General features: G+C 61.4%; 26 protein-coding genes and 2 pseudogenes. 7 read left to right on the forward strand and 21 right to left on the reverse strand.

Annotated elements, in window-relative coordinates:
• Positions 1-57 precede the first annotated feature (57 nt).
• The 6 genes from RLEG4DRAFT_RS61825 to RLEG4DRAFT_RS61850 form a co-directional block, all read right to left on the reverse strand.
• Positions 58-843, reverse strand: coding sequence for a transporter substrate-binding domain-containing protein (locus tag RLEG4DRAFT_RS61825; protein WP_003576176.1), 786 nt, complete (start codon positions 841-843; stop codon positions 58-60).
• A gap of 3 nt (positions 844-846) precedes the next feature.
• Entirely contained in the window at positions 847-1,590 is a 744-nt protein-coding gene (locus tag RLEG4DRAFT_RS61830; RefSeq protein ID WP_037093449.1) for a GntR family transcriptional regulator, read from the reverse strand.
• 231 nt (positions 1,591-1,821) lie between these two features.
• Positions 1,822-2,592, reverse strand: coding sequence for an amino acid ABC transporter ATP-binding protein (locus tag RLEG4DRAFT_RS61835; protein ID WP_003576172.1), 771 nt, complete (start codon positions 2,590-2,592; stop codon positions 1,822-1,824).
• A gap of 12 nt (positions 2,593-2,604) precedes the next feature.
• Complete coding sequence (locus RLEG4DRAFT_RS61840) at positions 2,605-3,264, reverse strand: amino acid ABC transporter permease (protein WP_003576170.1); 660 nt, start codon at positions 3,262-3,264, stop codon at positions 2,605-2,607.
• A 5-nt stretch (positions 3,265-3,269) separates the two neighbouring features.
• Positions 3,270-3,932 (reverse strand): amino acid ABC transporter permease, encoded by a 663-nt coding sequence (locus RLEG4DRAFT_RS61845; protein WP_003576168.1) that lies wholly within the window; start codon positions 3,930-3,932, stop codon positions 3,270-3,272.
• A 130-nt stretch (positions 3,933-4,062) separates the two neighbouring features.
• Complete coding sequence (locus RLEG4DRAFT_RS61850) at positions 4,063-4,902, reverse strand: transporter substrate-binding domain-containing protein (protein ID WP_003576167.1); 840 nt, start codon at positions 4,900-4,902, stop codon at positions 4,063-4,065.
• A gap of 307 nt (positions 4,903-5,209) precedes the next feature.
• Between RLEG4DRAFT_RS61850 and RLEG4DRAFT_RS61855 the strand changes: the two genes are divergently transcribed.
• Together RLEG4DRAFT_RS61855 and RLEG4DRAFT_RS61860 are read left to right on the forward strand one after the other, a co-directional pair.
• Positions 5,210-5,479, forward strand: coding sequence for an AbrB/MazE/SpoVT family DNA-binding domain-containing protein (locus RLEG4DRAFT_RS61855; protein WP_003576165.1), 270 nt, complete (start codon positions 5,210-5,212; stop codon positions 5,477-5,479).
• Positions 5,476-5,880, forward strand: a complete 405-nt coding sequence (locus RLEG4DRAFT_RS61860; protein WP_037093303.1) for a type II toxin-antitoxin system VapC family toxin — start codon at positions 5,476-5,478, stop codon at positions 5,878-5,880. Before RLEG4DRAFT_RS61855 ends, RLEG4DRAFT_RS61860 begins: the two co-directional genes overlap by 4 nt.
• Before the next feature lie 148 nt (positions 5,881-6,028).
• Here RLEG4DRAFT_RS61860 and RLEG4DRAFT_RS61865 read toward each other — a convergent pair whose 3' ends face one another.
• The 3 genes from RLEG4DRAFT_RS61865 to RLEG4DRAFT_RS61875 form a co-directional block, all read right to left on the reverse strand.
• Positions 6,029-6,223 carry a hypothetical protein gene (locus RLEG4DRAFT_RS61865; RefSeq protein WP_432416788.1) on the reverse strand — a complete coding sequence of 65 codons (195 nt, stop codon included), beginning with the start codon at positions 6,221-6,223 and terminating at the stop codon, positions 6,029-6,031.
• Complete coding sequence (locus RLEG4DRAFT_RS61870) at positions 6,138-7,103, reverse strand: DUF1217 domain-containing protein (protein ID WP_432416787.1); 966 nt, start codon at positions 7,101-7,103, stop codon at positions 6,138-6,140. The genes RLEG4DRAFT_RS61865 and RLEG4DRAFT_RS61870 overlap by 86 nt, the downstream gene beginning before the upstream one ends.
• A gap of 113 nt (positions 7,104-7,216) precedes the next feature.
• Positions 7,217-7,858, reverse strand: coding sequence for a TetR/AcrR family transcriptional regulator (locus RLEG4DRAFT_RS61875; RefSeq protein ID WP_003576162.1), 642 nt, complete (start codon positions 7,856-7,858; stop codon positions 7,217-7,219).
• Positions 7,859-8,021: 163 nt separating this feature from the next.
• Between RLEG4DRAFT_RS61875 and RLEG4DRAFT_RS61880 the strand changes: the two are divergent.
• A pseudogene (locus RLEG4DRAFT_RS61880) lies at positions 8,022-8,193 on the forward strand (EF-hand domain-containing protein); the annotation flags it as partial.
• Here RLEG4DRAFT_RS61880 and RLEG4DRAFT_RS61885 read toward each other — a convergent pair.
• Together RLEG4DRAFT_RS61885 and RLEG4DRAFT_RS61890 are read right to left on the reverse strand one after the other, a co-directional pair.
• A pseudogene (locus RLEG4DRAFT_RS61885) lies at positions 8,187-8,434 on the reverse strand (type II toxin-antitoxin system VapC family toxin); the annotation flags it as partial. The pseudogenes RLEG4DRAFT_RS61880 and RLEG4DRAFT_RS61885 overlap by 7 nt on opposite strands.
• Complete coding sequence (locus RLEG4DRAFT_RS61890; RefSeq protein WP_003576160.1) at positions 8,431-8,679, reverse strand: hypothetical protein; 249 nt, start codon at positions 8,677-8,679, stop codon at positions 8,431-8,433. The gene RLEG4DRAFT_RS61890 and the pseudogene RLEG4DRAFT_RS61885, both read right to left, overlap by 4 nt.
• 254 nt (positions 8,680-8,933) lie before the next feature.
• On the opposite strand from RLEG4DRAFT_RS61890, the gene RLEG4DRAFT_RS61895 reads away from it, so the two are divergent.
• Positions 8,934-10,751: a methyl-accepting chemotaxis protein gene (locus RLEG4DRAFT_RS61895; RefSeq protein ID WP_037093301.1), complete on the forward strand. Its 1,818-nt coding sequence runs from the start codon at positions 8,934-8,936 to the stop codon at positions 10,749-10,751.
• A gap of 27 nt (positions 10,752-10,778) precedes the next feature.
• On the opposite strand, the gene doeB is transcribed toward RLEG4DRAFT_RS61895, so the two are convergent.
• From doeB to RLEG4DRAFT_RS61945, 10 genes are all read right to left on the reverse strand, one after another.
• A complete protein-coding gene (gene doeB, locus RLEG4DRAFT_RS61900; protein WP_003576157.1) occupies positions 10,779-11,786 on the reverse strand; it encodes a N(2)-acetyl-L-2,4-diaminobutanoate deacetylase DoeB in 1,008 nt (335 codons plus the stop codon).
• A 7-nt stretch (positions 11,787-11,793) separates the two neighbouring features.
• Positions 11,794-12,975, reverse strand: coding sequence for an ectoine hydrolase DoeA (gene doeA / locus RLEG4DRAFT_RS61905; RefSeq protein WP_003576156.1), 1,182 nt, complete (start codon positions 12,973-12,975; stop codon positions 11,794-11,796).
• Positions 12,976-13,007: 32 nt separating this feature from the next.
• On the reverse strand, positions 13,008-14,000 hold the full coding sequence (gene eutC / locus RLEG4DRAFT_RS61910; protein WP_003576154.1) for an ectoine utilization protein EutC: 993 nt from the start codon (positions 13,998-14,000) through the stop codon (positions 13,008-13,010).
• Positions 13,997-14,995: a hydroxyectoine utilization dehydratase EutB gene (gene eutB, locus RLEG4DRAFT_RS61915; RefSeq protein ID WP_037093447.1), complete on the reverse strand. Its 999-nt coding sequence runs from the start codon at positions 14,993-14,995 to the stop codon at positions 13,997-13,999. Before eutB ends, eutC begins: the two co-directional genes overlap by 4 nt.
• A gap of 4 nt (positions 14,996-14,999) precedes the next feature.
• Positions 15,000-15,779 carry an ectoine utilization protein EutA gene (eutA, locus tag RLEG4DRAFT_RS61920; protein ID WP_003576150.1) on the reverse strand — a complete coding sequence of 260 codons (780 nt, stop codon included), beginning with the start codon at positions 15,777-15,779 and terminating at the stop codon, positions 15,000-15,002.
• A 2-nt stretch (positions 15,780-15,781) separates the two neighbouring features.
• The gene (gene ehuD / locus RLEG4DRAFT_RS61925) at positions 15,782-16,441 is read right to left on the reverse strand and encodes an ectoine/hydroxyectoine ABC transporter permease subunit EhuD (RefSeq protein WP_003576149.1); all 660 of its coding nucleotides are present in this window, start codon (positions 16,439-16,441) and stop codon (positions 15,782-15,784) included.
• Positions 16,442-16,445: 4 nt separating this feature from the next.
• On the reverse strand, positions 16,446-17,105 hold the full coding sequence (gene ehuC / locus RLEG4DRAFT_RS61930; RefSeq protein ID WP_003576148.1) for an ectoine/hydroxyectoine ABC transporter permease subunit EhuC: 660 nt from the start codon (positions 17,103-17,105) through the stop codon (positions 16,446-16,448).
• A 75-nt stretch (positions 17,106-17,180) separates the two neighbouring features.
• Complete coding sequence (ehuB, locus tag RLEG4DRAFT_RS61935; protein ID WP_003576147.1) at positions 17,181-18,029, reverse strand: ectoine/hydroxyectoine ABC transporter substrate-binding protein EhuB; 849 nt, start codon at positions 18,027-18,029, stop codon at positions 17,181-17,183.
• A gap of 56 nt (positions 18,030-18,085) precedes the next feature.
• Positions 18,086-18,871, reverse strand: a complete 786-nt coding sequence (gene ehuA / locus RLEG4DRAFT_RS61940) for an ectoine/hydroxyectoine ABC transporter ATP-binding protein EhuA (protein ID WP_003576146.1) — start codon at positions 18,869-18,871, stop codon at positions 18,086-18,088.
• Positions 18,872-18,993: 122 nt separating this feature from the next.
• Positions 18,994-20,379 (reverse strand): PLP-dependent aminotransferase family protein, encoded by a 1,386-nt coding sequence (locus RLEG4DRAFT_RS61945; protein ID WP_051040896.1) that lies wholly within the window; start codon positions 20,377-20,379, stop codon positions 18,994-18,996.
• 101 nt (positions 20,380-20,480) lie between these two features.
• On the opposite strand from RLEG4DRAFT_RS61945, the gene RLEG4DRAFT_RS61950 reads away from it, so the two are divergent.
• From RLEG4DRAFT_RS61950 to RLEG4DRAFT_RS61960, 3 genes are all read left to right on the forward strand, one after another.
• Positions 20,481-20,978, forward strand: coding sequence for an Lrp/AsnC family transcriptional regulator (locus tag RLEG4DRAFT_RS61950; RefSeq protein WP_003576142.1), 498 nt, complete (start codon positions 20,481-20,483; stop codon positions 20,976-20,978).
• A 120-nt stretch (positions 20,979-21,098) separates the two neighbouring features.
• Positions 21,099-22,595, forward strand: a complete 1,497-nt coding sequence (locus RLEG4DRAFT_RS61955; protein ID WP_003576141.1) for an NAD-dependent succinate-semialdehyde dehydrogenase — start codon at positions 21,099-21,101, stop codon at positions 22,593-22,595.
• A 40-nt stretch (positions 22,596-22,635) separates the two neighbouring features.
• A complete protein-coding gene (locus RLEG4DRAFT_RS61960) occupies positions 22,636-24,015 on the forward strand; it encodes an aspartate aminotransferase family protein (RefSeq protein ID WP_003576139.1) in 1,380 nt (459 codons plus the stop codon).
• Positions 24,016-24,020: the final 5 nt, after the last annotated feature.

Raw genomic sequence — 24,020 nt, forward strand, 5'->3', positions numbered from 1 at the left:
ACGGTGCGTCGTCATCCCGCGGGCGGGCGCGGGATGACGTCCGTAGGACGGGGTTCCTCAGAGATCCGACGGGAGGTCGGCGCCGAGCCACTTCTGCGATATGGCGTTCAACGCGCCATCGGCCTTGGCGGCAGCGAGGATGCCGTTGACCTTCTCCAGAAGAGCCGGCTGCTCCTTGTTGAGACCGATATAGCAGGGCGAATTCTTGATCAGGAATTTGAGCTCGGGGCGTTTGGGGGGATTTTTGGCGAGGATCGCGGCGGCCACGACGTTGCCTGTCGCGATGATGTCGACCTGGCCCGATAGAAACGACGAGATGGTGCCGTTATTGTCCTCGTAGCGCTTGATCGTCGCGTCGGCCGGCGCGATCTTCGTCAGTTCCAGATCTTCCACGGCGCCGCGTGTGACGCCGATGCTCTTGCCCGCGAGATCCTCAGCCTTGGCGATCGAAAGGTCGGCCGGCGCGAAAACGCCGTTGAAGAAGGGTGCGTAGGGGGCAGAGAAATCGATCACCTTTTCGCGCTCCGCATTCTTGCCGAGGCTGGATATCACCAGATCGACCTTATTCGTCTGCAGATAGGGGACGCGGTTGGCACTGGTAACCGGGACGAGCTCGACCTTGACGCCCAGCTTTTCGGCAATGAGATTGGCGACGTCGATATCGTAGCCCATCGGCGCCATATCGGTGCCGACGCTGCCGAATGGCGGGAAATCCTGCGGCACGGCGACGCGCAGCGTACCGCGCGCGGTGATGTCGGCGAGAGCATCGGCATGAGACGCGGAGCCGAAGCCGATAGTTGCCGCCAGGGTCGCAAGTGCGAAGAAGACTCGTCTTGTCAGCATACGTTAATGACTCCTTTGAAGTTGTGGTTTGTGAGGCCTGGGAGGTGAGGACACGGTCTTGGGAGGAAGTGACAGGGAACTGCGCAATTCCGAAAGCGGGTCTGGCCGCGTCGTGAGGTCGAGACCCATTTCGACCTCGTCGAGATGCTCGACAGAGAGCTCCGCAGCTCTGACGAAATCGCCCGCTTGCATGGCCTGGAAGATGCGGCAATGCCCGTCATGAGACTGTGCCGCATGAAATTCGGACTGATAGAGCATCGAAATGAGGATCGTCCTCGCGGTCAGGTCGCGAAGGATATCGATGATGACGGCGTTTCCGCTCAATTCCGCGATACGGATGTGAAAATCGCCCATTAAATAAGTCAGACGCTGACGGTCGCCCGCCGCCATCGCGCTTTTTTCCTCGTTCAAGTGGGCGTCGAGAGCTTTCTGCCCCTCGTCTGTTAGGACCCGCATGCTGCGCAGCAGTCCGGCCTCGATGACGCGCCGCGCCTCATAAACCGCAATCGCCTCTTCAGCGGATGGCTCGACAACAAACCAGCCCCGCCTCGGACTGACATGTACGATACCGCGTGTTTCCAGGCGCATCATGGCTTCACGAACGCGGGTCCGAGACACGCCGAAGAGCGATGCCAGCTGGTTTTCGCTGAGACGGGTAGCCGGCCGGATCTTGGCTGAAAGAATCCCGGAGACGATCGTTTCCTCGATGGTCTTCTGCGTGATCTCGGATGGCTGGCTATCTTGCATACAAGACAGCGAAGCAAGGCCCATGCCAAAACTCTGCGTCCAGAATTTCCAAGAGGTTTCGCATCCCTTGCCTGGAATTTGCGCAGCGGCAATGCAGGCTGAGCATAAATTAAGCGAGTTCCCGCAATTGCTTGCAAAGCCGGATCAGCATCGACCGCTGAAGCACTTTGCTGAGGTTGCCGAGCGATTCACTGCAGTCTCGACGAGGATCGCTCGACGCACTTGGGCTCATCAGTTGAAACTCGAGGTTTTGAGGAATTCTGCGAGCCGCTCCGTCTTCGGCCGCACGAACATTTCCTTCGGATCTCCCTCCTCGCAGATAACCCCCTGGTTCATGAAGATGACCCGCGAGGAAACCTCGTAGGCGAAACGCATCTCATGGGTGACGAGCAGCATGGTCATGCCGTCGGCGGCAAGCCCCTTGATGACCTGCAGCACTTCGCCCACCAGTTCGGGATCGAGTGCGGAGGTCACCTCGTCGAACAGCATCAGCCTCGGCGACATTGCGATGGCGCGGGCAATGGCGACGCGCTGCTGCTGACCGCCGGAAAGCTGACCGGGATAATGGTTGGTGCGGGCGGCGAGGCCGACTCTATCGAGCCATTTTTCCGCGATGATGCGGGCGTCGGGCTTCGTCATTTTCTTAACCTTGACGAGGCCGAGCATGACGTTTTCGGCGGCACTCATATGTGGGAAGAGATTGAATTGCTGAAACGCCATGCCGGTCAGCGCGCGCTGGCGGGCGATCTCTTTTTCGCTCTTGCGCCGCCGCGTTGCGCCGTCGACGCGGTAGCCGATCTCCTCGCCATCGAGGCTGATCGTGCCGCCCTGGAATTCTTCCAGCATGTTGACGCAGCGCAGCAAGGTGGTCTTTCCGGAGCCGGACGAGCCGATGATGGAAATGACCTCGCCCTCCCCCACGGCGCAATCCACGCCTTTGAGGACTTCGTGGATGCCGTAAGTCTTGCGCAGACCCTTGATGTCGAGAATGGTTTTGGCCATCGGGGGAACTCCTCAGGACGGCAGGGCGGTCTTGCGCTCGACATATTTGCCGAAGTGCTCGATGCCATAATTGACGATGAAATAGAGGCCGCCGGCCAGGAAATAGAACTGGAGGCTCATGAAGTTTCGGGAGATGATCTCCTGCGTGCGCAGGAGAAGCTCCGCAACGCCGATGACGGAGAGCAGCGTTGAGGCCTTCACCATCTCGGCCGCGGTATTGACCCAGGCCGGCAGGCACTGGCGCATGGCCTGTGGCCACAGCACCGAGGTGAAGGTCTGGGTGAAGGTCAGGCCGATCGCCTTGGCGGCTTCGGTCTGCCCCTTCGGAATCGCCTGAAGCGCGCCGCGCACGATTTCGCCGACATGGGAGGAACAGAAGATCGCAAGGGCGAGCACGCCGGCGGAGAACGGCCCGAGATCGAGCCCGACGGCGGCGGAGACATAATAGCTTGCCAGCACCAGCACCAGCACTGGCGTGCCGCGGATGATATCGGTATAGGCGCGGACGATGAGCCGCAAAACAATGCCGCCATAGACGAGCGCCAGACCGACGAAAACGCCGAGGACGGATCCTGCGAGGATGGCCAGCAGAGAGATCGACACGGTTACGCCGACACCGTTGATGATGACGTAACGGGCGATCCAGAGTTGTTCGAGAAAGGTGTGGGACATCGGGTCTATCTCGGCAGGGCCAGACGGCGCTCGACGAAGCGCATCACGGCGGCAATGAGGAAACAGGTCACGACATAGAGGGCCGAGGTGACCATCCAGGTTTCGATGACGCGAAAGCTCTCGACATTGATCTTGCGCGCAGCAAACGTCAGTTCCGGCACGGCGATGGCAGCGGCGAGCGAGGTGTCCTTGAAGAGCGAGATGATCGTTGACGACAGCGATGGCAAGACGTTGCGCAGCATCAGCGGTGCGATGATGGAACTGCGAATCTGCATCCCCGTCAGACCGATGGCAAGGCCGGCTTCCGTCAGCCCTTTCGGGATGGACAACAGGCCGGCGCGGAACACCTCGGCCAGATAGGCGCCGGAATAGAGGGAGAGAACGAGCACGAAGCTCTTTATCTTGTCGAGGCGCAAACCCATCTGCGGCAACGCAAAAAAGGCGAAGAGCACCAGGACGAGAATTGGCAGGTTGCGGATGACAGTGACATAGACCCTCGCCGGCACGACCGCGAAGCGGTTTTTGGAGGTCAGCGCGAAGGCCACGACGAGGCCGATCACAGCCCCGATCAGGATCGAGATCACTGCAAGGCCGAGGCTGAGAGCAAGCCCGCTCAACAGAAAATCGAAATTGCGCCAGACGGCAGCAAAATTCAGCGTGTAACCCATGCGGGCCGCCCTTTCAGACTAACGCACCGTGCACGATGCGCAGATTTAAAATGTTGCAGCGTGCTTCGTGCGTGCCAAAAAGACGCGACGCTGCAGCGGAGCGGGAGAACAATCCCGCTCCGCGTGGCCATTACTTGAACTCGACCGGAAAGCCGATCTGCGGCGGTGTCAGATCCTTGCCGAACCAGGTCTTGAAGGACTTGGCGTAGAAATCGAATTCGACGCCGGTCATGGCTTCATGCAGGGCGGTGTTGACGAAATTCAGCCAGTCCTGATCGCCGCGTTTGACGGCGCAGGCATAGGTCTGCGGGTTCCAGCCGTAGCCGGCGTCTTTGTAGCGGCCGGGATTCTGCGTCATGTACCAAGCGAGCGACGACTGATCGGTGGCGACGGCATCGGCACGTCCCGACTCCAGCGCCTGGTAGATCAGGTCGACGGAATCATACTGGTCGACGGTCGCCTCCGGCAAGGCCGCATGCACCATGGCCTCAGCATAGACGTTCTGGAGAACCGAGATAGTGACGGAGGAGCCGGCGGCCTTGAGCGCGGCGTAGTCGCCATATTTTCCGTCCGCCTTGAGCATCAAGCCGACACCCTCGCGATAGTAAGGAATGGTGAAGGCGACCTGCTGGGCACGTTCGCCGGTTACGGTCATGAACTGGCAGGTAATGTCGACCTTGTCGGTGGTAATGTTCGGGATGCGGGCGTCGGAAGACTGGTTCACATACTCGATCTTCTCAGGATCGCCGAACAGTGCCTTGGCGATAATATGGCCCATGTCGACGTCGAAGCCCTGAAGCTTGTCGTCGGCGCTCTTGAAGTGCCAGGGCGCGTTGGTGCTGCCCGTGCCGAGGACGAGATGGCCGCGGGCCAGCACTTCATCGAGCTTGCTGCCGTCGGCCAGCACAGGCGTGGATAACAGGGCGGCGGCGATCAGCGACATCACGCCGGTGCGAAAGGAAATGGTCATGGCGTTCCCCTTATGATGGCTCCCATTATTCCAGTATAATGGACGTATGTCTGTTTTACTGGAATAATGTATCAAGTGCCATCGACGATGAATTGTCAATGGGTCATGCTGAAAAAACGCACAGGGGCGCACGTGGCGATTTTTTTTGGCAGTGCAGCATTTTCCTCTTGCCGCAAGGCTAATTGCCCGGCTGCGCTCCGACAGTTCGGCGGGGATGGAAACGCGCAATTGGCGATAGAATATAGACAACCCTTGAAACCTTCATCAGAGCCATGTATATGCATGTGTATATGCACAGGAGGCTGTTGTGCCGCATCGTCAAGGCCAAGGACTTGTCCCTCCGCGCGAGGCCAAACTTTTCCGAAACAACAAGAGCCAGGCCGTCCGCATCCCGGCTGACTTTGAGCTACCCGGCGATCGAGTGATGATCCACCGGGATGGCGATCGGCTCATCATCGAGCCGGTGCGCCGCAAGAATCTGCTGGATATTCTGGCTGGTTTAGACGTGCTTGGTCCTGAAGATCAGTTCCCCGATGTCGACGAGACCTTGCTTCCCGCGAAGGAAATCGACCTGTGAGCAGGCTTTATATGCTGGACACCAATATCGTGTCCGAACTTGCTCGAAACCCGAAGGGCAGCGTCGCCCGACGAATCGGCGAGGTTGGGCCGGATGCAATCTGTGTCAGTATCATCACGGCGTCCGAGTTGCGCTACGGCTGCGCCAAGAAGGGATCACCGAAACTTCTGGCACAAATCGAGGCGATACTCGGCAGCGTACCGGTGCTCGCGCTGGACGTGCCCGCCGATACCGAATACGGCGGCATCCGGGCTGAACTGGAGGCCATTGGTAAACCTATCGGTCCGAATGACATGTTGATCGCCGCCCATGCCTCTGCCCTCGGAGCTGTTCTGGTGACGGCCAATATGGGGGAATTCACGCGTGTCCGTGCTTTGCACGTCGAGAACTGGTTGAGTTGACTGCGATAGATCTGTCCATCGTCCTGACGCATCCGTTTTACGCGTGGTGATGCTCAGCCGGCCATGCTCTCCGAGATCTCGGTAGCGCAGCGGCGCAGACGGCAGCCCCTGCCCTGCCATGGGTGATGATGCAGTTCGGTCAGGTCACTCAGCCGGTCTTCAGTTGCGCCATCGCAAGCAGCGTGTCGGCGCTGATGCTCGCTGAGCCGGTCAGGATCGAAAGTGCTGTCGACGTGGTGCCCGTGCCGTTGGCGATATCATACATGGCGGTGAAGCGTTTGATCAGATCGTCGACTTTGTCGGGATCTGCCAGATCCTTGATCTCGATGAAGTTGTCGACCATCTCGGCTTGCTTGTCGACGTCCATGTTCGAGACATAGCTGGTTGAAGGTCGTAGTAAAGAACTCGAAGAGCGCGCTGTCGCCCAGAATGTCGTAGGCGCTCGATATTTCCGGCGCCTTGCGCTGGAAGTAGAGCGCGAGGCGCACGCCGGTGTTGCTGTCGCCCTGGTCGTCTTCGAGCGTCAGCCTGACATAGGAGTCGATGGTTTCCAGCACGTCGCCGCGCTGCTGCACAGTCTCTGTGGGGTCGGCGGAAATATTGCCGTCCTGGTCGAAATTAAACGCGCCGACGAGTTCGGCGAAGCGACTGTCGTCCAGCTTGTTGACGTAACTGTCTTCGTCGTCGAGATCGGAAGAAAACATCTTCTCCAATTGCTCCGACGTGACATCGTCCGGGTCGAGCCCCTTCGCCTGGAGCGCCAGGGACACCAGGCGATCATCGGCCAGAAATTCGCTCGCGGTCGTGATCGTCGCCATCTGCTTGCGGAAATAGGTGATCTCATCATCCGCCGCGTCGGTCGCCTCGGTCAGTTCGTCCCCGTCGAGGTAGCGGATCTTGTTCTGCTTATAATAGGCGGCATAGTCGTCAACGACGGATTCCGACATGGCTTGCAAGGGAACGGTGACGTCGCCATCGCTGTCGAAGTTGAAGGCTTTGAGAAAGGCGACGAACCGGTGTCGTCCCGGCTGTTGACATGGACTTTTGTGGCCTGAGACGCCACGATCGAGAGGCTGGCGTTCAGATTTCGCGCGACTGCGAGATAGCTTACATAGGTGGAAACCAACGTCTGTCCCTTTTTCATAGGCGCGCCAGCGCGCGCGAAAGCCTGCCGGCAGCCACGGTGAAAACTCGATCTTTGCTGGGATGTCGTCGCCGGTCATGGCGATGCGCGGCCATATTCATGTGGCCGAATCAATATAAAAGAACTCTACAGTTCTATAATTCATCCAAAATGGAAATTGGAAGACAAAAGCCGAAGGATCGCTTTTCGGGTTTACGAGGCCCCGACGCCGGAGGCGAAGATCGCGATGCAGCGCCGAAGATGGGCGAGCAGTTCGGCCCGCTCGGGCCAAGCCTGGGCGCGCCCTTCCGGCGGGCCCATACCTCCGAAGATCATGTCCATCAGCATCCGGGCTCCGCTCGCCGGATCGTCAAGCCTCAACTTGCCTTCCGCCCGGCGATCGCTCAACCAGTCGGCAAGGTGTTGACGGCTGGCAAGCATGCCTTCGCGCTGCAGAATATCGATAAGCTCCGGAAACTGCGACGCTTCGCGAAAGACAAGCTGCAGAAAACCGGCGCGATCCGCATCCTTCTCCTCATCCATGTCGATCATGAAGATATGTTCGAGACTCTGGGTGATCGGAAGGTCTTCCGCGGGCCTCGGCAGGTCGAGCATCAGACGCCGATGCGCGCCGACCACGGCGGCAAACAGCTCTTCCTTGCTCTGAAACAGCTTGTAGAGCGTCTGCTTCGAAACGCCTGCCTCGGTGGCGACCACGGCGGTGGTGCTCCCGGCGTAACCGTATTTTACAAAAACACGGCGGGCGATTTCGACGATATGCGTCCGCTTGTCCTCATCGCTGGAGACTTTCGGCCGGCCTCGCTTGCGCGGCTCATCTGCGGGCTCACCATCCATGGCAATCTAAACCGCTTTACCGAAACGCACGCCGACGACCCTGAAAAGCGAACTGCGATTTCTGAGGCATGATTTTTTCGGTTGTGGCATTAGCAATTTCGATTTAGAGAACTCATAAGTTCTGTAATGCGTTGCATCCCCACCCTCACGATGGAGAGCGCTTATGGCGACCATTTCCGCCGCAACATCAATTTTTTCCTATTCCTAGCAAGAGCTCGACATCCGCATCCGAGGACATCCTATCCTGTAATACGGTTTCGGCAAAAAAATCAACCACAAGCCAGCAGACCGGCAAATACTCGACCGACAGCGCCGAGAAACTCATGTCCCATCTAAGAGCGGCCTCTTCGGTCAGGCCAAAAATCCGGTCCGCGAAGCGCCGCAGCCAGTCGGACAGTCCCCCCTCGAGGCGTTCGGCTCGTTGATCAGGCCGGATCGTCTGCCGAAAGTGATCTCGGCAATCGTCACAGTCGTCAGAGTCAATTCAGCATCATGGCGAACGAGCCATGCGAACACCGCTTCATCGGACGATTTCCTCAAAGTTTCCGTAACAATGTTGGTCTCGAGAAAAATCAAAGCTCGATGCCATCGTTCATCTGCCGGCCTTCCTTGAGGACGGCTTCAAGGTCGATATCCGTCCCGCTTTGCTGCGAAAGCCTTGTGTAGAAGGATGATGCCGGCTCACGACCGTCTTCGCGTACCTCATAGAATTCGAGCGCCCGTTCGACAACGTCGGCTATCGAGCGGTTTTCACGGCGGGCAAGCCGGTGAGCAAGATCACGCGCCCTCGCGCTTCGTACGGAAAGCTGAGGTTCAGCCATGTTAATCTCTCCTTGGCAAGAGATACGGCGCTTTCCCGGTAAGCCATCAATGCGGCAGGTGATGGCTTGGCACCAAAAATAGTTTCGACAATTCATCATCCACCCAATTTTGGACGCCTGCCGCCGCCCCGGACAGGCCAGTCAACCTCTGACACCCAGAAGAATTAACCATATTTCAGCGTTCACGCGAAATAATGCAGTACGTAGATCAGGCATCTCGACGCGCAGAGGCCACAAGTTATTTGGAGACGACCTTGGCTTTTACTATTGCCCGTAGTTTGGTGGCATTTGGTGTCGCCGTTTCAGCAGGCCTTTTCATGTCGATCGGGTTGCAGCAATCGGCCCTCGAACGGCTGAAAGTCAACGGCCCGGTTTACGAGCAGGTCGTCTATGGCAAGGATCTGATCGCCGATATCCTGCCGCCGCCGCTGTTTGTCGTCGAGTCCTACATGCTCTCCTTCGAGGCGAGCAAATTTCCCGAACTCACCGCCACCAATCTCGCCAAGATCGCCAATCTCAAAGCCGCTTACGACGACCGCCGCGCTTATTGGAAAACCACCCGGCTGCCGCAGTCTTTGAAGGACGAGCTTGAAAACGATGTCCTCGCCAAGGGCGATACATTCTGGGACGTGATGAACCGTGAGATCATCCCGGCGCTGAATGCCAGGGATGAAGACAAGGCGCACGGGGCGATCGAGCAGTTGCGTGTCGCCTTTCATTCGCACCAGGACGCGGTCGAGAAACTCGTTGCAAATTCCGATGCCTTCCTGAAGGGCGAGGAGCGCAATGCCGCCTCGGAAATCGTCACCTGGACGATCTATGCCGGTGCGGCGGGCTTCGGATCCTTCGGGCTCCTGCTGGTCGGGCTGTATCTCCTGCGCCGCCGGGCCATCGTCCCGCTCGACGGCATGAAGGCCTATATGGGCAACCTCGCCGATGGCGATTTCTCCACAGACGTTCCCTATGCCGACCGTTCCGACGAAATCGGGGCCATGTCCAAGGCCGTGGCGGTCTTTCGCCGCAACGCGCTCGAGCGGCAGGATGCGCAGAAGCGCGAGACGGCGGGTCGCGATGCGGAATTTGAACGCGAACGCAGCCAGATGGCCGAAAAGGCCGCCGAGGAGCAGGTCCGCGAAACGGTGATCGCCCAGCTGACCCACGGCTTGGACCAGCTATCGCACGGCAATCTCGATTGCCGGATCGCCACACCCTTTGCCGCCGCTTACGAGACTTTGCGCGCCAAGTTCAACGACAGCATGGACGCACTTTGCGCCTCGATGGCCGAGATCGCCCAAACCTCCAAACAAGTGGATAGCGCCTCGGCCGACATTACGGGTGCAACCGAGAGCCTCGCATCGCGTACGGAGCAGCAAGCCGCGATGCTCGAAGAGGCCACAACCGCGCTCGGCGAGATGAATGCCAAGGCGAAAGACGCCTCCGATCATGCCGGCAAGGCGACCGGCATGATGGCCGAGACCCGCAAGAGCGCCGAACATTCGGCAGCCGTCGTCCGCGAAGCGATCGCCGCCATGGAAAGGATCGAAGGCTCGTCCTCGCAGATCGGCGACATCGTCAACGTCATCGATGAAATCGCCTTCCAGACCAATCTTCTGGCGCTCAATGCCGGGGTTGAAGCGGCCCGCGCAGGCGAAGCGGGCAAGGGCTTTGCCGTCGTGGCGCAGGAGGTGCGCGAACTCGCCATGCGCTCGGCCAACGCCGCCAAGGAGATCAGGGCTCTGATTTCCACATCCTCGTCTCAAGTCTCCACCGGGGTGGAGCTCGTCAACCGCACCGGCAAGGCGCTTCAGGAAATCGAAGGTCAGGTCGAGCAGGTTGCCGGGCTGATCGCCCGGATTGTTTCTGTGTCCTCCGAGCAGGCGGTCGCGATCCGAGAGATCAATGCCTCGGTCAATGCTCTCGACCAGGTGACGCAACACAACGCGACGATGGCCGTCGAGACCGCTTCGGCCTGCCGCGCGCTCGGCGCCCAAACGCAGACACTGGAGGGCGTCGTCAAGCGCTTTCAGATCGACGCGGCAGCCAGCATGTCAAGGCCGCGTCAAGCCGCCTGACGCTCCGCTCGGGCTATTCCGTTCACCTCATTCATCGACGATTGCGACGACGGCAACGCAATCGCCTGGTTTGACCAGCCCCGGGAAATGCCGGGCGCAGAGAATGCCGGCCATGCCGGCACGGATCTCGCGCGGCGCCTCCCCGGTTCGTCCGGTTGGATGGATGAGGGCGATGACGGCATCCTCACTGGCGGCTTCACCGAGATCGATGAGAGGCTCGATGAGGCCGCCCTCCTCCGCAAAGGAGAAACAGCGGCCGTCCGGCATGTCGAGCCACGTGGTCGGACCGATATCGGCGGCGCCCGCAACGATTCCGGCACGGCGCAGCACATTCATGGTGCCGCGCTTGGCAATCGCAGCACTCTTGGCCGTAGCCGTCCCGCCGCCGCCGAGTTCCGTGGTGATGAAGACCTTGCCCATCTCTTCGGCCGCCGTGTCGTACATGCCGACCGCATCGATCTCCAGCATCTTCATCGAATAGGGCGCGGCAAAGGCCGTCACGAGCTCGAAAGCCTGCGCTTCCTGTTGTTTGTTCTGAAGAATGTGGGCTGCGCAGAACGGCAGGAAATCGAGCGTCTTGCCGCCGGAATGAAAGTCGAGGACGATATCGGCCATCGGCAGCAGCACACGCTGGAAATAGTCGGCGATCTTCTCGGTCACCGTCCCATCCGGCCGGCCCGGGAAGCTGCGGTTCATATTGCCCCGGTCGATCGGCGACGTCCTGGTTCCCGCCAGGAACGCCGGATAATTCATCGCCGGCACGATGATGACCCTGCCGCTGACCTCCTGGGCCTTCAGGGTGCGGGCGAGATCGAAAAGCGCGATCGGCCCTTCATACTCGTCGCCGTGATTGCCGCCGGTCAGAAGCGCCGTCGGCCCCTTGCCGTTGCTGACGACCGTGATCGGGATCATCACCGATCCCCAGGCGGAATCGTCTCGGCTATAAGGCAGCCGGAGGAAACCGTGCTGGACGCCCTCGGCGGCGAAATCCACCGTCGCGCTGATCGGCGACGGGCGCAAGGCAATCTCGTTCATGACAGCCTCAATCCTTGACCATTAGTTTGCGCGGCACATTCGCGAAACATTCGACGCCGCTCTCGGTGATGAGAATGCTTTCGGTCGTCTCGAAACCCATATCCTCAAGCCAGAGGCCGGTCATGAAATGGAAGGTCATGCCGGGCTTCAATTCCGTCCGGTCGCCGGGGCGCAGGCTCATGGTGCGCTCGCCCCAGTCCGGCGGATAGGACAGGCCGATCGGGTAGCCCGTGCGGTTGTCCTTGACGATGCCGTATTTCTTCAAGACGCCGAAGAAGGCGTTGGCGATGTCCTCGCAGGTGTTGCCGGGCTTTGCGACCGCAAGGCCTGCTTCCATACCCTCCAGCGTTGCCTTTTCGGCATCGAGAAAGGCCTGCGTCGGTTTGCCGAGGAAGACGGTGCGCGACAGCGGCAGATGGTAACGATTGTAGCAGCCGGCGATCTCGAAGAAGGTGCCCTCACCCTTCTTCATCGGCCGGTCGTCCCAGGTCAGATGCGGGGCCGACGCCTCGACGCCCGACGGCAACAGCGGCACGATCGCCGGGTAGTCGCCGCCGATGCCGTCGACGCCGCGGGTGCCGGCATCGTAGATTTCGGCGACCAGATCGCATTTGCGCATGCCGACTTCGATCTTGTCGAAGATGCGGGCGTGCATCGCCTCGACGATGCGGGCGGCGTTGCGCATGTATTTGATTTCGGTCTCGCTCTTGACGGCGCGCTGCCAGTTGACGAGCGCGGTGGCGTCGACGAAACGGGCATTCGGCAAATGCTTCTGCAGCGCGGCAAAGGCGGCGGCCGAGAACCAGTAATTGTCCATTTCGACGCCGATCGTCAGCTTGCCGAAGCCGCGCTCGGTCAGGATGCCGGAGAGATAATCCATCGGATGGCGTTCGGTCGATTGCACGTAGTGATCGGGATAGCCGACGATATTGTCGTGCTTCAAATAGGCGGTGAACTTGGCGCCATTGGCATCCTGGCCGCGGCCGAACCAGATCGGCTCGCCGGACGGCGGCACGATCACCGCCTGGTGGACGTAGAAGGACCAGCCGTCATAGCCGGTCAACCAGGCCATGTTCGAGGGGTCGCTGACGATCAAAAGCTCGACACCCTTCGCCTCCATGGCACGGCGTGTCTTTTCCAGCCGCGCGGCATATTCGCCGAGCGAGAATTTGAGATTGGGCTGGGTCATGTCTCTTCCCTTCTTGTCCGGCGCAGTACCGGTCAGCTTTCGAATGTGGTTCCGGCCGTCGCCGCACCGGCCCGCGCAAAGGCGAGCGTGGCGATGGCAGTATCCTGGATGCCGGTTCCCGTGAGGTCCGCGATGGTGATCTGGTCTTTGCTTGTCCGCCCCTGCGTCTTGCCGGCAACGATCTGGCCGAGCTCGGCGAAATCGGCATCGCCCGCGACCAATCCGGCCTCGATCGCGTGATGCAGCTCGCCGAGGCGGCGCGTCTGCTTCAGGCTGTCAGCGACATAGAGGCCGGCGGCGGCAATCGCGGCCGGATCGATCTCGTTCTTGTGTTCCGCATCCGAGCCCATCGCCGTCAGATGCTGGCCGGCTTCGAGCCACCCGGCCTCGACGATCGGTTTTTCCGAGGGCGTGGTGGTCACGATGATATCGGCGCCGGAAACTGCACGTCTCGGGTCCGATGTCGCGGTGACGGAAAACCCGAGCTTTTCCGTCAGGTCCGCGGCGGCGGCTTCAGCCTTTGCGCTATCGCGCGCCCATATCCTCGCTTCACGGATCGGCCGCACCAGCGTCAGCGCTTCGAGCTGCAGCCCCGCCTGCATGCCGGCTCCAAAGATCGCGGCGACGGTGGAATTCTCGCGCGACAAATGTTTCGCCGCCACCGCGCCTGCCGCTGCGGTGCGCACATCGGTGAGGTAACCATTGTCCAGCAGCAGCGCCTGCACCAGCCCGGTCCGGCTCGACAGCAGCACCATCATGCCGTTGGTGCTCGGCAGGCCGAGCTTGGGATTGTCGAAGAAACCGGGACTGATCTTGATCGCGAAACCTTCGACGCCGGGGATATAGGCGGTCTTCACATCGACCTCGCCGCGATGCTCGGGAATATCGAGCCGCAGGATCGGCGGCATGGCGACCGCCTTGGTCGCCAGCGCTGCGAAAGCCTGCTCGATGCAGGAGACGGCGTCACGATCGAGCCCGACGACCTTTCGCAATTCCGCTTCGGTCAGAATGATCATCCGGTTCATCGCCCACCCTCCGCAAACAGCATCTCGCCATTGATCACGCGCCGGTGCTGCTCCATGTCGACATTCCGTCCGGACAGGATCGCAACGACGGGGCCATCGGCCCTGACCTTTCCGGCAAGAAGGGCTGCGATGCCAACGGCTGCCGCTCCCTCGACGATCTCGCGTTCGGCGGCATAGGCATGGCGCATGCCGGCCGCGATTTCCGCCTCCGAAAGCAAGATGACGTCGTCGAGCAGATCGCGGCACATGGCAAAGGTCACGCGATTATCGAGGCCGATGCCGCCGCCGAGCGAGTCGGCAAGGCTCGGCAATTCCTCGACCTGCACCGGCTCTCCGGCATCGAGGCTCGCTTTCATCGCCGCACCCCGCTCCATCGTCAGGCCGATCACCTTGGTCTTCGGATTGACGCCCTTGATCGCGGCAGCGACGCCCGCCGCAAGGCCGCCGCCCGAAAGCGGCACCAGCACTGTCGACACCTCCTGCAATGCCTCGATGATTTCGAGCCCGAGCGTGCCCTGCCCCGCCACGACGGCGGGATGGTCGAAGGGCGGGACCATCACCAGCCCCTCCTCGCGCACCAGCCGGTCAACCTCCTGCTGCGCCTCGTCCTGCGAGCGCCCGATAATGCGGACATCGGCGCCGAGGCGGCGGATCTCCGAAACCTTATTCTCAGGCACCAGCCGCGACATGCAGATCGCCGCGACCGAACCTTCCGCCTTTGCCGCATAGGCAAGCGCCCGGCCGTGATTTCCAGTCGAGGCCGCGACGACGCCGCGCGCCCGTTCCGCCTGCGACAATGACAGCACCGCATTGGTCGCCCCGCGCAGCTTGAAGCTGCCGGTCGACTGCTGGTGTTCGAGCTTGAGATGGACGGGCACGCCGGCGATTTCACCGAGCGAAACCGACTGCGCCATTGCAGTCACGCGCACCCGGCCAGTTATCCGGCGCGCCGCAGCGCGGATATCTTCCAGCGAAACCGGCAATCTGCTCGTCATCATCTCAGCCCTCCGGATAGGGTATGGTCATCAACCGCCCGAGTTCGGGCCGCGGCCGATCATTGCCGCAGAGCCTCAGGCAAGCCCAGGCGGTGGCGAGATTACTTGTAACCACTGGCCTGCCGATCTCGGCTTCGATCCCGGCCGCGACCTGTGCCGCGCGCACCGCCGTGCAGGAGATGAACAGTGCATCGGATTGCGGCGCCATCGCCTGGCGCGAGAAGGCAGTAATTTCGTCGGGTGCAATCCGCGCCATCTCGCGGTCGTCAGAGAGACCCAGACAGGTGAAGCGGTCGATCGTAAAGCCGAGACCGGCAAAATAATCGGCCATCGGCCGGCTGGTCTCGATCGTATAGGGCGTCAGTACCGAAATCCGTCTGGCGCCGAGCGCCTGCAGCCCCTTCACCGCCGCCGCCGTCGGCGTCACTACCGGAGCGCCGGGTTTGGCAGCATGGAGCGCCGCTTCGATGTTGCGGTCGCCGATGACGACCGAGGCCGAGGTGCAGGAATACATGACCGCATCCAGCGCCTCGTCCGGGAGGATCAAGGCTGCACCCGCCGTCAGCGACGGCTGCATCTTCAAAAGGTTTTCGGGGGTAACGGGATTGGCGTAGTGGATGCGGCTGACATAGACGCCGATATCGTCGCTGGCGACCATACGCTGAAAATCGACCTCGGTCGTATGGTCGGTGGCGAGGATCACCAGACCAACGCGTTTTTTGAGCGGCCGGTCCTCCAGTCGCGGCGCCCGGCCGGCGGGGATGATCTCGATCTTTGCGGTCATGGTCAGTCATCCATCCTGGCGTAACGTTCCTCGAGCCAGCGCAAGCCCACGACCGAGATCAGACTGATAACGAGAAAGAAGACCCCGACCAGCGTCATCGGCTCGATATAGCGATAGTTGCTGTTGGCGATGCTTTTGGCCTGGTTCATCAGTTCGAGCACGGTGATCGCCGAAAGCAGCGGCGTCTCCTTGAACATGGCGATGAAATAATTGGCGAGCGCCGGGATCATCGGCGGGATCGCCTGCGGCAGGATCACGTGGATCCAGGCTTGGCGCGTCGTCAGATTGGTGGCCTTGGCCGCCTCCCATTGTCCGCGCGGCACATTCTCGATACCGGCACGATAGACCTCGGCGGTATAGGTCGCATAGTGAATGCCCATGCCGATGACGCCTGCCACCAGCGGCGCCAGCCGGATGCCGATATCCGGCAGCACGTAAAAGATGAAGTAGAGCTGCACCAAAAGCGGCGTACCGCGGATGAACTCGGAGACGAAAGCGACGGTCCTGGAAACGGCGGCGACCGGCGACCGCCGCGCAATGGCGAGGCCAAGGCCGACGACCATGGCGACGGCAGCGCCGAGGATGGTCGCGAGAATGGTGATCTTGAACCCTTCGAGAAGGGTCGGCATGATCTGCCAGACGAAGTCCCAATCCCATTCCATATGATCAGGTCCTTATGCCGTCGACGCCGCGTGCCATGCGCCGCTCCAGTCGGCGCATGGCCGCGGAAATCGCCAAGGCCATGAGAAAATAGAGGATGAGGATTGTCGCGAAGGGCACCAGCGTATTGCCGGTCTGCGCCCGCACGACCTGCGCTTGAAAGGTCATATCCGTCAGTGAGATCAGCGACACGACGGCCGTGCCCTTCAGGAGTTCGATCGCATTGTTGCAGAAGGTCGGCAGCATCAGCGGCAGCGCCTGCGGCAGGATGATGTGGCGCATGCGCTGATAGCGCGACAGGTTGAGCGCGATGCAGGCTTCCGACTGTTCCCGACCGACCGACTTGACGGCGCCGCGCACCACCTCCGCGCCATAGGCGCCGACATTCAGACCGAGCGCCAGCACGCCCGCCTGCAGCGGCGTCAGCGTCAATCCCGCGAAGGGCAACACGAAATACACCCAGAAGAGCTGCACGAAGATCGAAGTGCCACGGAAGAACTCGATATAGGTGGTCGCCAGAGCCCGGATGGCGAAGAAGCGCGACAGGCGGCCGAGACCAGCGACGAACGCCATGACCAGCGCCAGCGCCGAGCCCATGACCGTCAGTTCGAGCGTCACCAGGGCGCCCTCAAGGATCAGTGTCAGATAGCCGGACCATACCGACATCGGCAACTCGCTTCTCTGGAGATCGTTCGGCGACAAACCGGCCATGCCACGGCATGACCGGCCGGCTACCTGTGCTTACTTCGCCGCGGCGCAGAGCTTTTCGCGGCTCGTCGACATCGCAGCCTTGGCCGAGAAGCCGTAAGGTTCGATGATCTTGGCGAATTCGCCCGATTCCTTCAGCTTCTTCAGCTCGACGTCGAAGGCGTCGCGCAGCGCGACGTCCTGCTTGCGGAAGGCGGCGCCATCGCAATAGACCGGCGCATTGACCACGGGGGCGACGGTTTCGAGGTTCGGATCGTTCGCCTTGGCCATCAGGTCGTGGATCGACAGAACCGGCAGCGAATAGACGTCGATGCGGCCGTCCTGCAGCATCTTGATGCCGCTCTGGCCATCCGGAACGACGATGACGCGGTCGCGCGGCACGCCGGCCTCAAGCGCCAGCTTCTCCTCGGTGCCGCCGCCCGGCGCGCCGATCTTGGCATCCGGATTGTCGGCGATGTCCTTGTAGCTCGTGAGCTTCAGCGGGTTACCCTTCTTGAGCGCGAAAGCTTCGGCGTCGCAGAGGATCGGTTCGGAATAGGCGACGGCATTGCAACGCTCGGGCTTCATGAACAGGCCGGCGGTGATCGCGTCATGGCGGCCGGCCTGCAGGCCGGGGATCATCGCGCCGTATTCGGAGATAGACGCGACCACTTCCTTGACGCCCAGCTTTTCGAAGATCGCGCGCGCCACGTCGGGGGCGGCGCCCGAAACCTTGCCATCGGCGCCGACGGCCGTGAACGGCGGCTCGTTGGCGATGGCGATACGGGCAAAGCCCTGTTCCTTCAGCTGTTCGAGCTTGTCATCGGCAGCCGATGCCGGGCCGGTGGCGGCCATCAGCAGCACCGACAGGCTGGCGGCGGTCAAAAGATATCCTGCTTTCATCGTTCCCAACTCCTCTGATTTTCCTTTGAGTTTGTTCTTGCGGGCAATGTCTGAGGTCAGACGCGGTGCCCCGCCGCAATGATCTTGCGCAGGAAGGTCTGCGTCCTCTCCTGCGTCGGATTGCGAAAGATGTCGGCCGGCTTGCCTTCCTCGACGATCTTGCCGCGATCGAAGAACAGCACACGGTCGGCGAAATCATGGGCGAAGCCCATCTCGTGGGTAACGAGAAGCATGGTCATGTCGGTCTCGGAGGCAAGCCGCCGCATGACGTTCAGCACCTCTTCGACGAGTTCCGGGTCGAGCGCCGAGGTCACCTCGTCAAACAGCATGATCTTCGGCGACAGCGCCAGTGCCCGGGCGATGGCGACACGCTGCTTCTGCCCGCCGGACAGTTGTGCCGGGACGCTCTTGGCCTTGTCGGCCAAGCCGACCATCTCCAGAAGCTCCATCGCCCGCTTTTCGGCCTCGGGCCGCTTGATGCCCTTGGTCAGCATCGGCGCCAGCGTCACATTGTCGAGCACGCATTTATGCGGGAACAGGTTGAAGTGCTGAAAGACCATGCCGATCTTTTCGCGCATGCGGTGCAGATGCCGTTCATCGGCCGGCACCAGGCCGCTGCTACCAGGCATGTGATAGAGTTGGTCGCCGTCGACCTCGATATGGCCGCCGCTGATCGTCTCCAGTGTCATCAGAATGCGCAGGATCGTCGTCTTGCCGGAGCCGGACGGCCCGATCAGCGCCAGCTTCTCGCCCGGCATGACATTCATCGACAGGCCGTCGAGCACGGTCAGCGGACCGTATCTCTTGACGATGTTGTCGATGCGGATGATGGGCGAAGGCATTCATGTCTCTCCCTGTTGAGACAAGCAATGCCCTAACGATGACGGCGCATCGAAATCATGTCAATTCGTAAAATAATATCATGACAATTATTCTAAGCCTGCCCAAACACAGGGCACTGGCATCAAATTGCAAGCAGCAATTCCTCAGGATTTCCCTGCGCCAGGGAGGCGACGATCCCGAGCCCGGTCCGCAACTCGCTTTCCGTCGTCGACCCAAGCGAAATGCGCACCGCCGGCGTCCAGCCCTGATCGCCGGTGCGGAAGGATTTGCCGGGAGCGATCGCCACACCGTGCAGCCGCGCCTGCGACACGAAACCGTCCTCGGTATGATTGCCGGAGAGCGGCAGCCATACGTGCAGGCTTTGCGGGTGGGATCGGTAGGTGAGCCCGGCCAGCATCTCCGCCGCGATCGCATGCCGGCTTAAAAGGGCGCGGCGCTGCCAGTTGACCAGTTCCATCGCCGTGCCGTCGCTGACCCAGCGGGTGGCAATCTCGGCCATCGCCGGCGTTGCCATCCAGTTGGAGACCAGATGCCGGTTGGCGACGGCGGCGACATAGCGGTCGGGCGCCGTGAGATAGCCGATCCGCAAGCCGGGAACGGTGATCTTGGTGAAGCTGGTGACGTAGAGCGTGCGCTCAGGCGCGAATGCCGCCATCGGCGGCGCGCGGTCCTCGACCATTGGGCCGAGAATATCGTTTTCAATGATGGCTATGTCGTGTTTGGCGGCCACCGTGGCAAGCGCCTGCCGGCGTTTCGCGCTCATCAGCGCCGCCATCGGATTGATCACCGAGGGCTGCAGGAAGATGGCCCGGATCGGCCCCGTCCGGCAGGCCTCATCCAGCGCCTCGGGGATCATGCCTTCCTCGTCGATGGCGATCCCCTCGAGATGCAGGCCGAGATAGGTGGAGAGCGGCACCAGCGTATGGTGGCTGATCGCTTCGGTCGCCACCGTCGAGCCGGGCGGCGCAACGCTCATCAGCGCCACCGTCATGCCCGATGTCGCACCGTTGGTGACGCTGACGTTCAGCGGCGATACCTCCAGCCCGCAGCGCGCCAGCCATTCGGTGGCAACAGTGCGGTGGCGCGGAAATATCATGTTCGGCCGGAACGAAAGCGCCGAACTGGAGGGCAGGTTTTCCGAAAGCCAGCCGAAGGCCTGGCGCAGCCTGTCGAGATGGATCTGCTCGCAGACCGGCTTCAGGATCGAAAGATCGATCAGCTCTCCCAGCCGTTCCGGCAGATAGGGTGGCTCCGGCTCGCGCGGCCGCGTCTGCACGAAGCTGCCGCGACCGATCTCGCCGGAGATCAGCCCCCGGCGGCTGAGTTCCTCATAGGCGCGGCTCACCGTCTGCACGGAAAGATGCAGATCATCAGCCAGCTTGCGATGCGGCGGCAATTGCGCGCCGTCGGAAAGCTTGCCGTCGGTAATCGCGCTGGCAATCTGCTCGGCGAGCGAGAGGTAGGCCGGCCGGCGAAGTTGCGAGGGATCGGGACGCCACTTTGTCATGATTTTAACACTGCTCAAAATCAGTTCAATTGACAATGCCATAATACGCTTCCATTGTCGTTTCGCAGCGTTTGAAATGATTTCTTTCTAAAGAAAGCCCTATGAAGCTCGACGCCATCGACCTGCGTATTCTCGACGCCGTCCAGCGCGACGGCCGCATTACCAAGCTGGCGCTGGCCGAAAAGGCCGGCCTGTCGCCGACGCCGTGCTGGATGCGGCTGCGCAAGCTCGAAAAGGCTGGGATCATCATTGGCTACCACGCACGCGTCGCGCCGCGGCGCATTGCGCCGGTCGCCAGCGTGATGATGGAAGTGACGCTTGCCAACCATCGCCAGGCGGATTTCGAGCGCTTCGAGCGCGCCGTCACCGCCATTCCCGAGATCGTCGCCTGCTGGTCGGTCGGCGGCGGCCTCGATTACATCCTGAAGATCATCGCCGCCGATATCGACGCCTATCAGCGGCTGGTCGACGGACTTCTCGACCGCGAACTCGGCATCGACCGCTACTTCACCTACATCGTCACCAAGGTGGTGAAGGAGGAAACGGTGCTTCCGGTTTCGTCCTTCGTCGCCGACGGCGAGGAACACACGGCGCCGTAGACAATCTCTCTACGAGTGCGCCGCCCTTTAGACCATCTCTCTCTTTCCGCATCCGCCAACAGACAATCTCTCGTCCGTTTCCGTGGAAGACTTGGCTCATCCGCAACGAGGAGATTGGACATGACCGCCGTTTTTGCCCGCCCCGCCTTTCATGACGCGCTGTCGCAGCTTGCCGACCGTCACCTCCTGCGCGATCTCGCCTATGTCGGCGGCCGCTGGATCGCCGGCGCGGCGGGAAAGAGCTTCGGGGTCACGGATCCGGCCTCTTCAGCGACGCTGGCCTGGGTCGCGAGCCTCGGCGCGGAAGAAACGGAAACCGCGATCGACGCGGCGTCGGAGGCCTTCTCCGCCTGGCGCGCCATGCTGCCGCAGCACCGGGCAGCGATCCTGCGCAAATGGCATGAGCTGATGCTCGCCGCCAGGGAGGATCTCGCACTGATCATGACGCTCGAACAGGGCAAACCGCAGGCGGAATCGCGCGGCGAGATCGATTACGCCGCCTCCTTCATCGAATGGTACGCCGAGGAAGGCAAACGGCTGAATGCCGAGAGCGTCACCAGCCATCTGCCCGGCGCGGAAATGCTCGTGCGGCGGGAGGCGCTCGGCGTCGTCGGCGTGGTTACGCCCTGGAATTTCCCCTCTGCCATGCTCACCCGAAAGGCCGCCGCCGCGCTTGCGGCAGGCTGCACGGTCGTCGCCCATCCCTCTTCCGAGACGCCGCTTTCCGCCCTTGCCCTTGCCGAACTCGGCGAAAGGGCCGGCATTCCCGCCGGCGTCTTCAACATCGTCACCGGCCATGCCGCAACGATCGTCGGACGGATGTGCAGCGATAGCCGCCTGCGCGCCATGAGCTTCACCGGTTCCACCGAGGTGGGCCGCTTGATCGCCGCCCAATGCGCGCCGACCATGAAGCGGCTGGTCATGGAACTCGGTGGCCACGCGCCGCTGATCATCTTCGACGACACCGAGGTCGAAAAGGCGGTCGAGATCGCCGTCAACGCCAAGTTTGCCACCTCAGGCCAGGATTGCCTCGCCGCCAACCGCATCTTCGTCCAGCGGCGGATCGCCGATGCTTTTGCCAAGGCTTTTGCCGCCCGCATCGCCGAGCTCAAGGTCGGGACGGGCTTCGAGGATGGCGTCGACATCGGGCCGCTGATGCATGAACGCGCCGTCGCCAAGGTCGAGGAACATGTTTCCGACGCACTGGCGCGCGGCGCGCGGCTCGTCACCGGCGGCAAGCGCCACAAGGCCGGCCGGCTCTTCTATGAGCCGACGCTGCTGACGGACGTGGCTGAAGATGCGCTGATCATGCGCGAGGAGACCTTCGGACCAGTTGCGGCTGTTGCCAGCTTCGACACCGAAGAAGAGGTAATCGCCCGCGCCAACGATAGCGAATACGGCCTCGTCGCCTATGTCGTCACCGAAAACGGCGCCCGGCAGATGCGCCTCGGCCGCGCGCTGGAATACGGCATGGTGGCGGTCAACCGCGTCAAGATTACCGGCGGCCCAATTCCCTTCGGCGGCTGGAAACAGTCAGGCCTCGGCCGCGAGGGTTCGCGCCATGGGCTCGAGGCCTTCACCGAGCTCAAATATCTCTGCATCGACACAGCCGCCTGACCCCATTCAAGTCAGCCCATTTCAAGAAAGAGGATAGGACATGCTCGACAGAAGCAACGAACTCACCGCCTGGGACCGCGATCACTTCTTCCATCCCTCGACCCATATGGGCATGCATGCCCGCGGCGATACTCCGACCCGCGTCATCGCCGGCGGCGAAGGCGTCTACATTACCGACACGACAGGCCGCAAAAGCCTCGACGCCTTTGCCGGCCTCTATTGCGTCAATGTCGGATACGGCCGCCAGAAGATCGCCGAGGCGATCGCCGAGCAAGCAAAGAACCTCGCCTATTACCATGCTTATGTCGGCCACGGCACCGAGGCCTCGATTACGCTTTCGAAGATGATCATCGACCGTGCGCCTGATGGTATGTCGAGGGTCTATTTCGGGCTTTCCGGCTCTGATGCCAACGAGACCAACATCAAGCTGATCTGGTATTACAACAATATCCTCGGCCGTCCGGAGAAGAAGAAGATCATTTCGCGCTGGCGCGGTTATCACGGCTCCGGCGTCATGACCGGCAGCTTGACCGGTCTTGCGCTCTTCCACAACGCCTTCGACCTGCCGCGCGCGCCGGTGCTGCATACCGAAGCACCCTATTATTTCCGCCGGCCCGACCGCTCCATGGACGAGGAGCAGTTCTCGCAATATTGCGCCGACAGGCTGGAGGAGATGATCCTCGCCGAAGGCCCGGAAACGGTTGCCGCCTTCATTGGCGAACCCATCCTCGGCACCGGCGGCATCGTACCGCCGCCGAAGGACTACTGGCAGAAAATCCAGGCCGTGCTCGACAAATATGACATCCTGCTCGTTGCCGACGAAGTCGTCACCGGCTTCGGCCGTCTCGGCACGATGTTCGGCTCGGATCACTACGGCATGAAGCCGGACCTGATCACCATCGCCAAGGGCCTGACCTCGGCCTATGCTCCGCTTTCCGGCTCGATCGTCTCCGACAAAATGTGGCAAGTGCTTGTGCAGGGCTCCGACCAGATGGGGGCGATCGGCCACGGCTGGACCTATTCTGCCCATCCGATCTGCGCTGCCGCGGGTATTGCCAATCTCGAACTGATCGACGAACTCGGCATCGTCGAGAATGCCGGCGCGACCGGCGGCTATTTCCGCTCAGAATTGGCAAAAGCGGTCGGCAGCCACCGAAACGTCGGCGAAGTCCGCGGTGACGGGCTGATGGCGGCAATCGAATTTGTCGAGGATAGGGACGACCGCAAATTCTTCGATCCCGGCCGCAAGATCGGGCCGCAGGTGGCATCCGCCCTTCTCGAACGCGGCGTCATCGGCCGTGCCATGCCGCAGGGGGATATCCTCGGCTTCGCCCCGCCGCTCTGCCTGACGCGCGAAGAGGCCGACATCGTCGTCAAGGCGGCGTCAGCGACGATCGAAACCGTCTTCAACGGCATCTGAGGGAG

This window comes from Rhizobium leguminosarum bv. trifolii WSM2297, assembly GCF_000271845.1.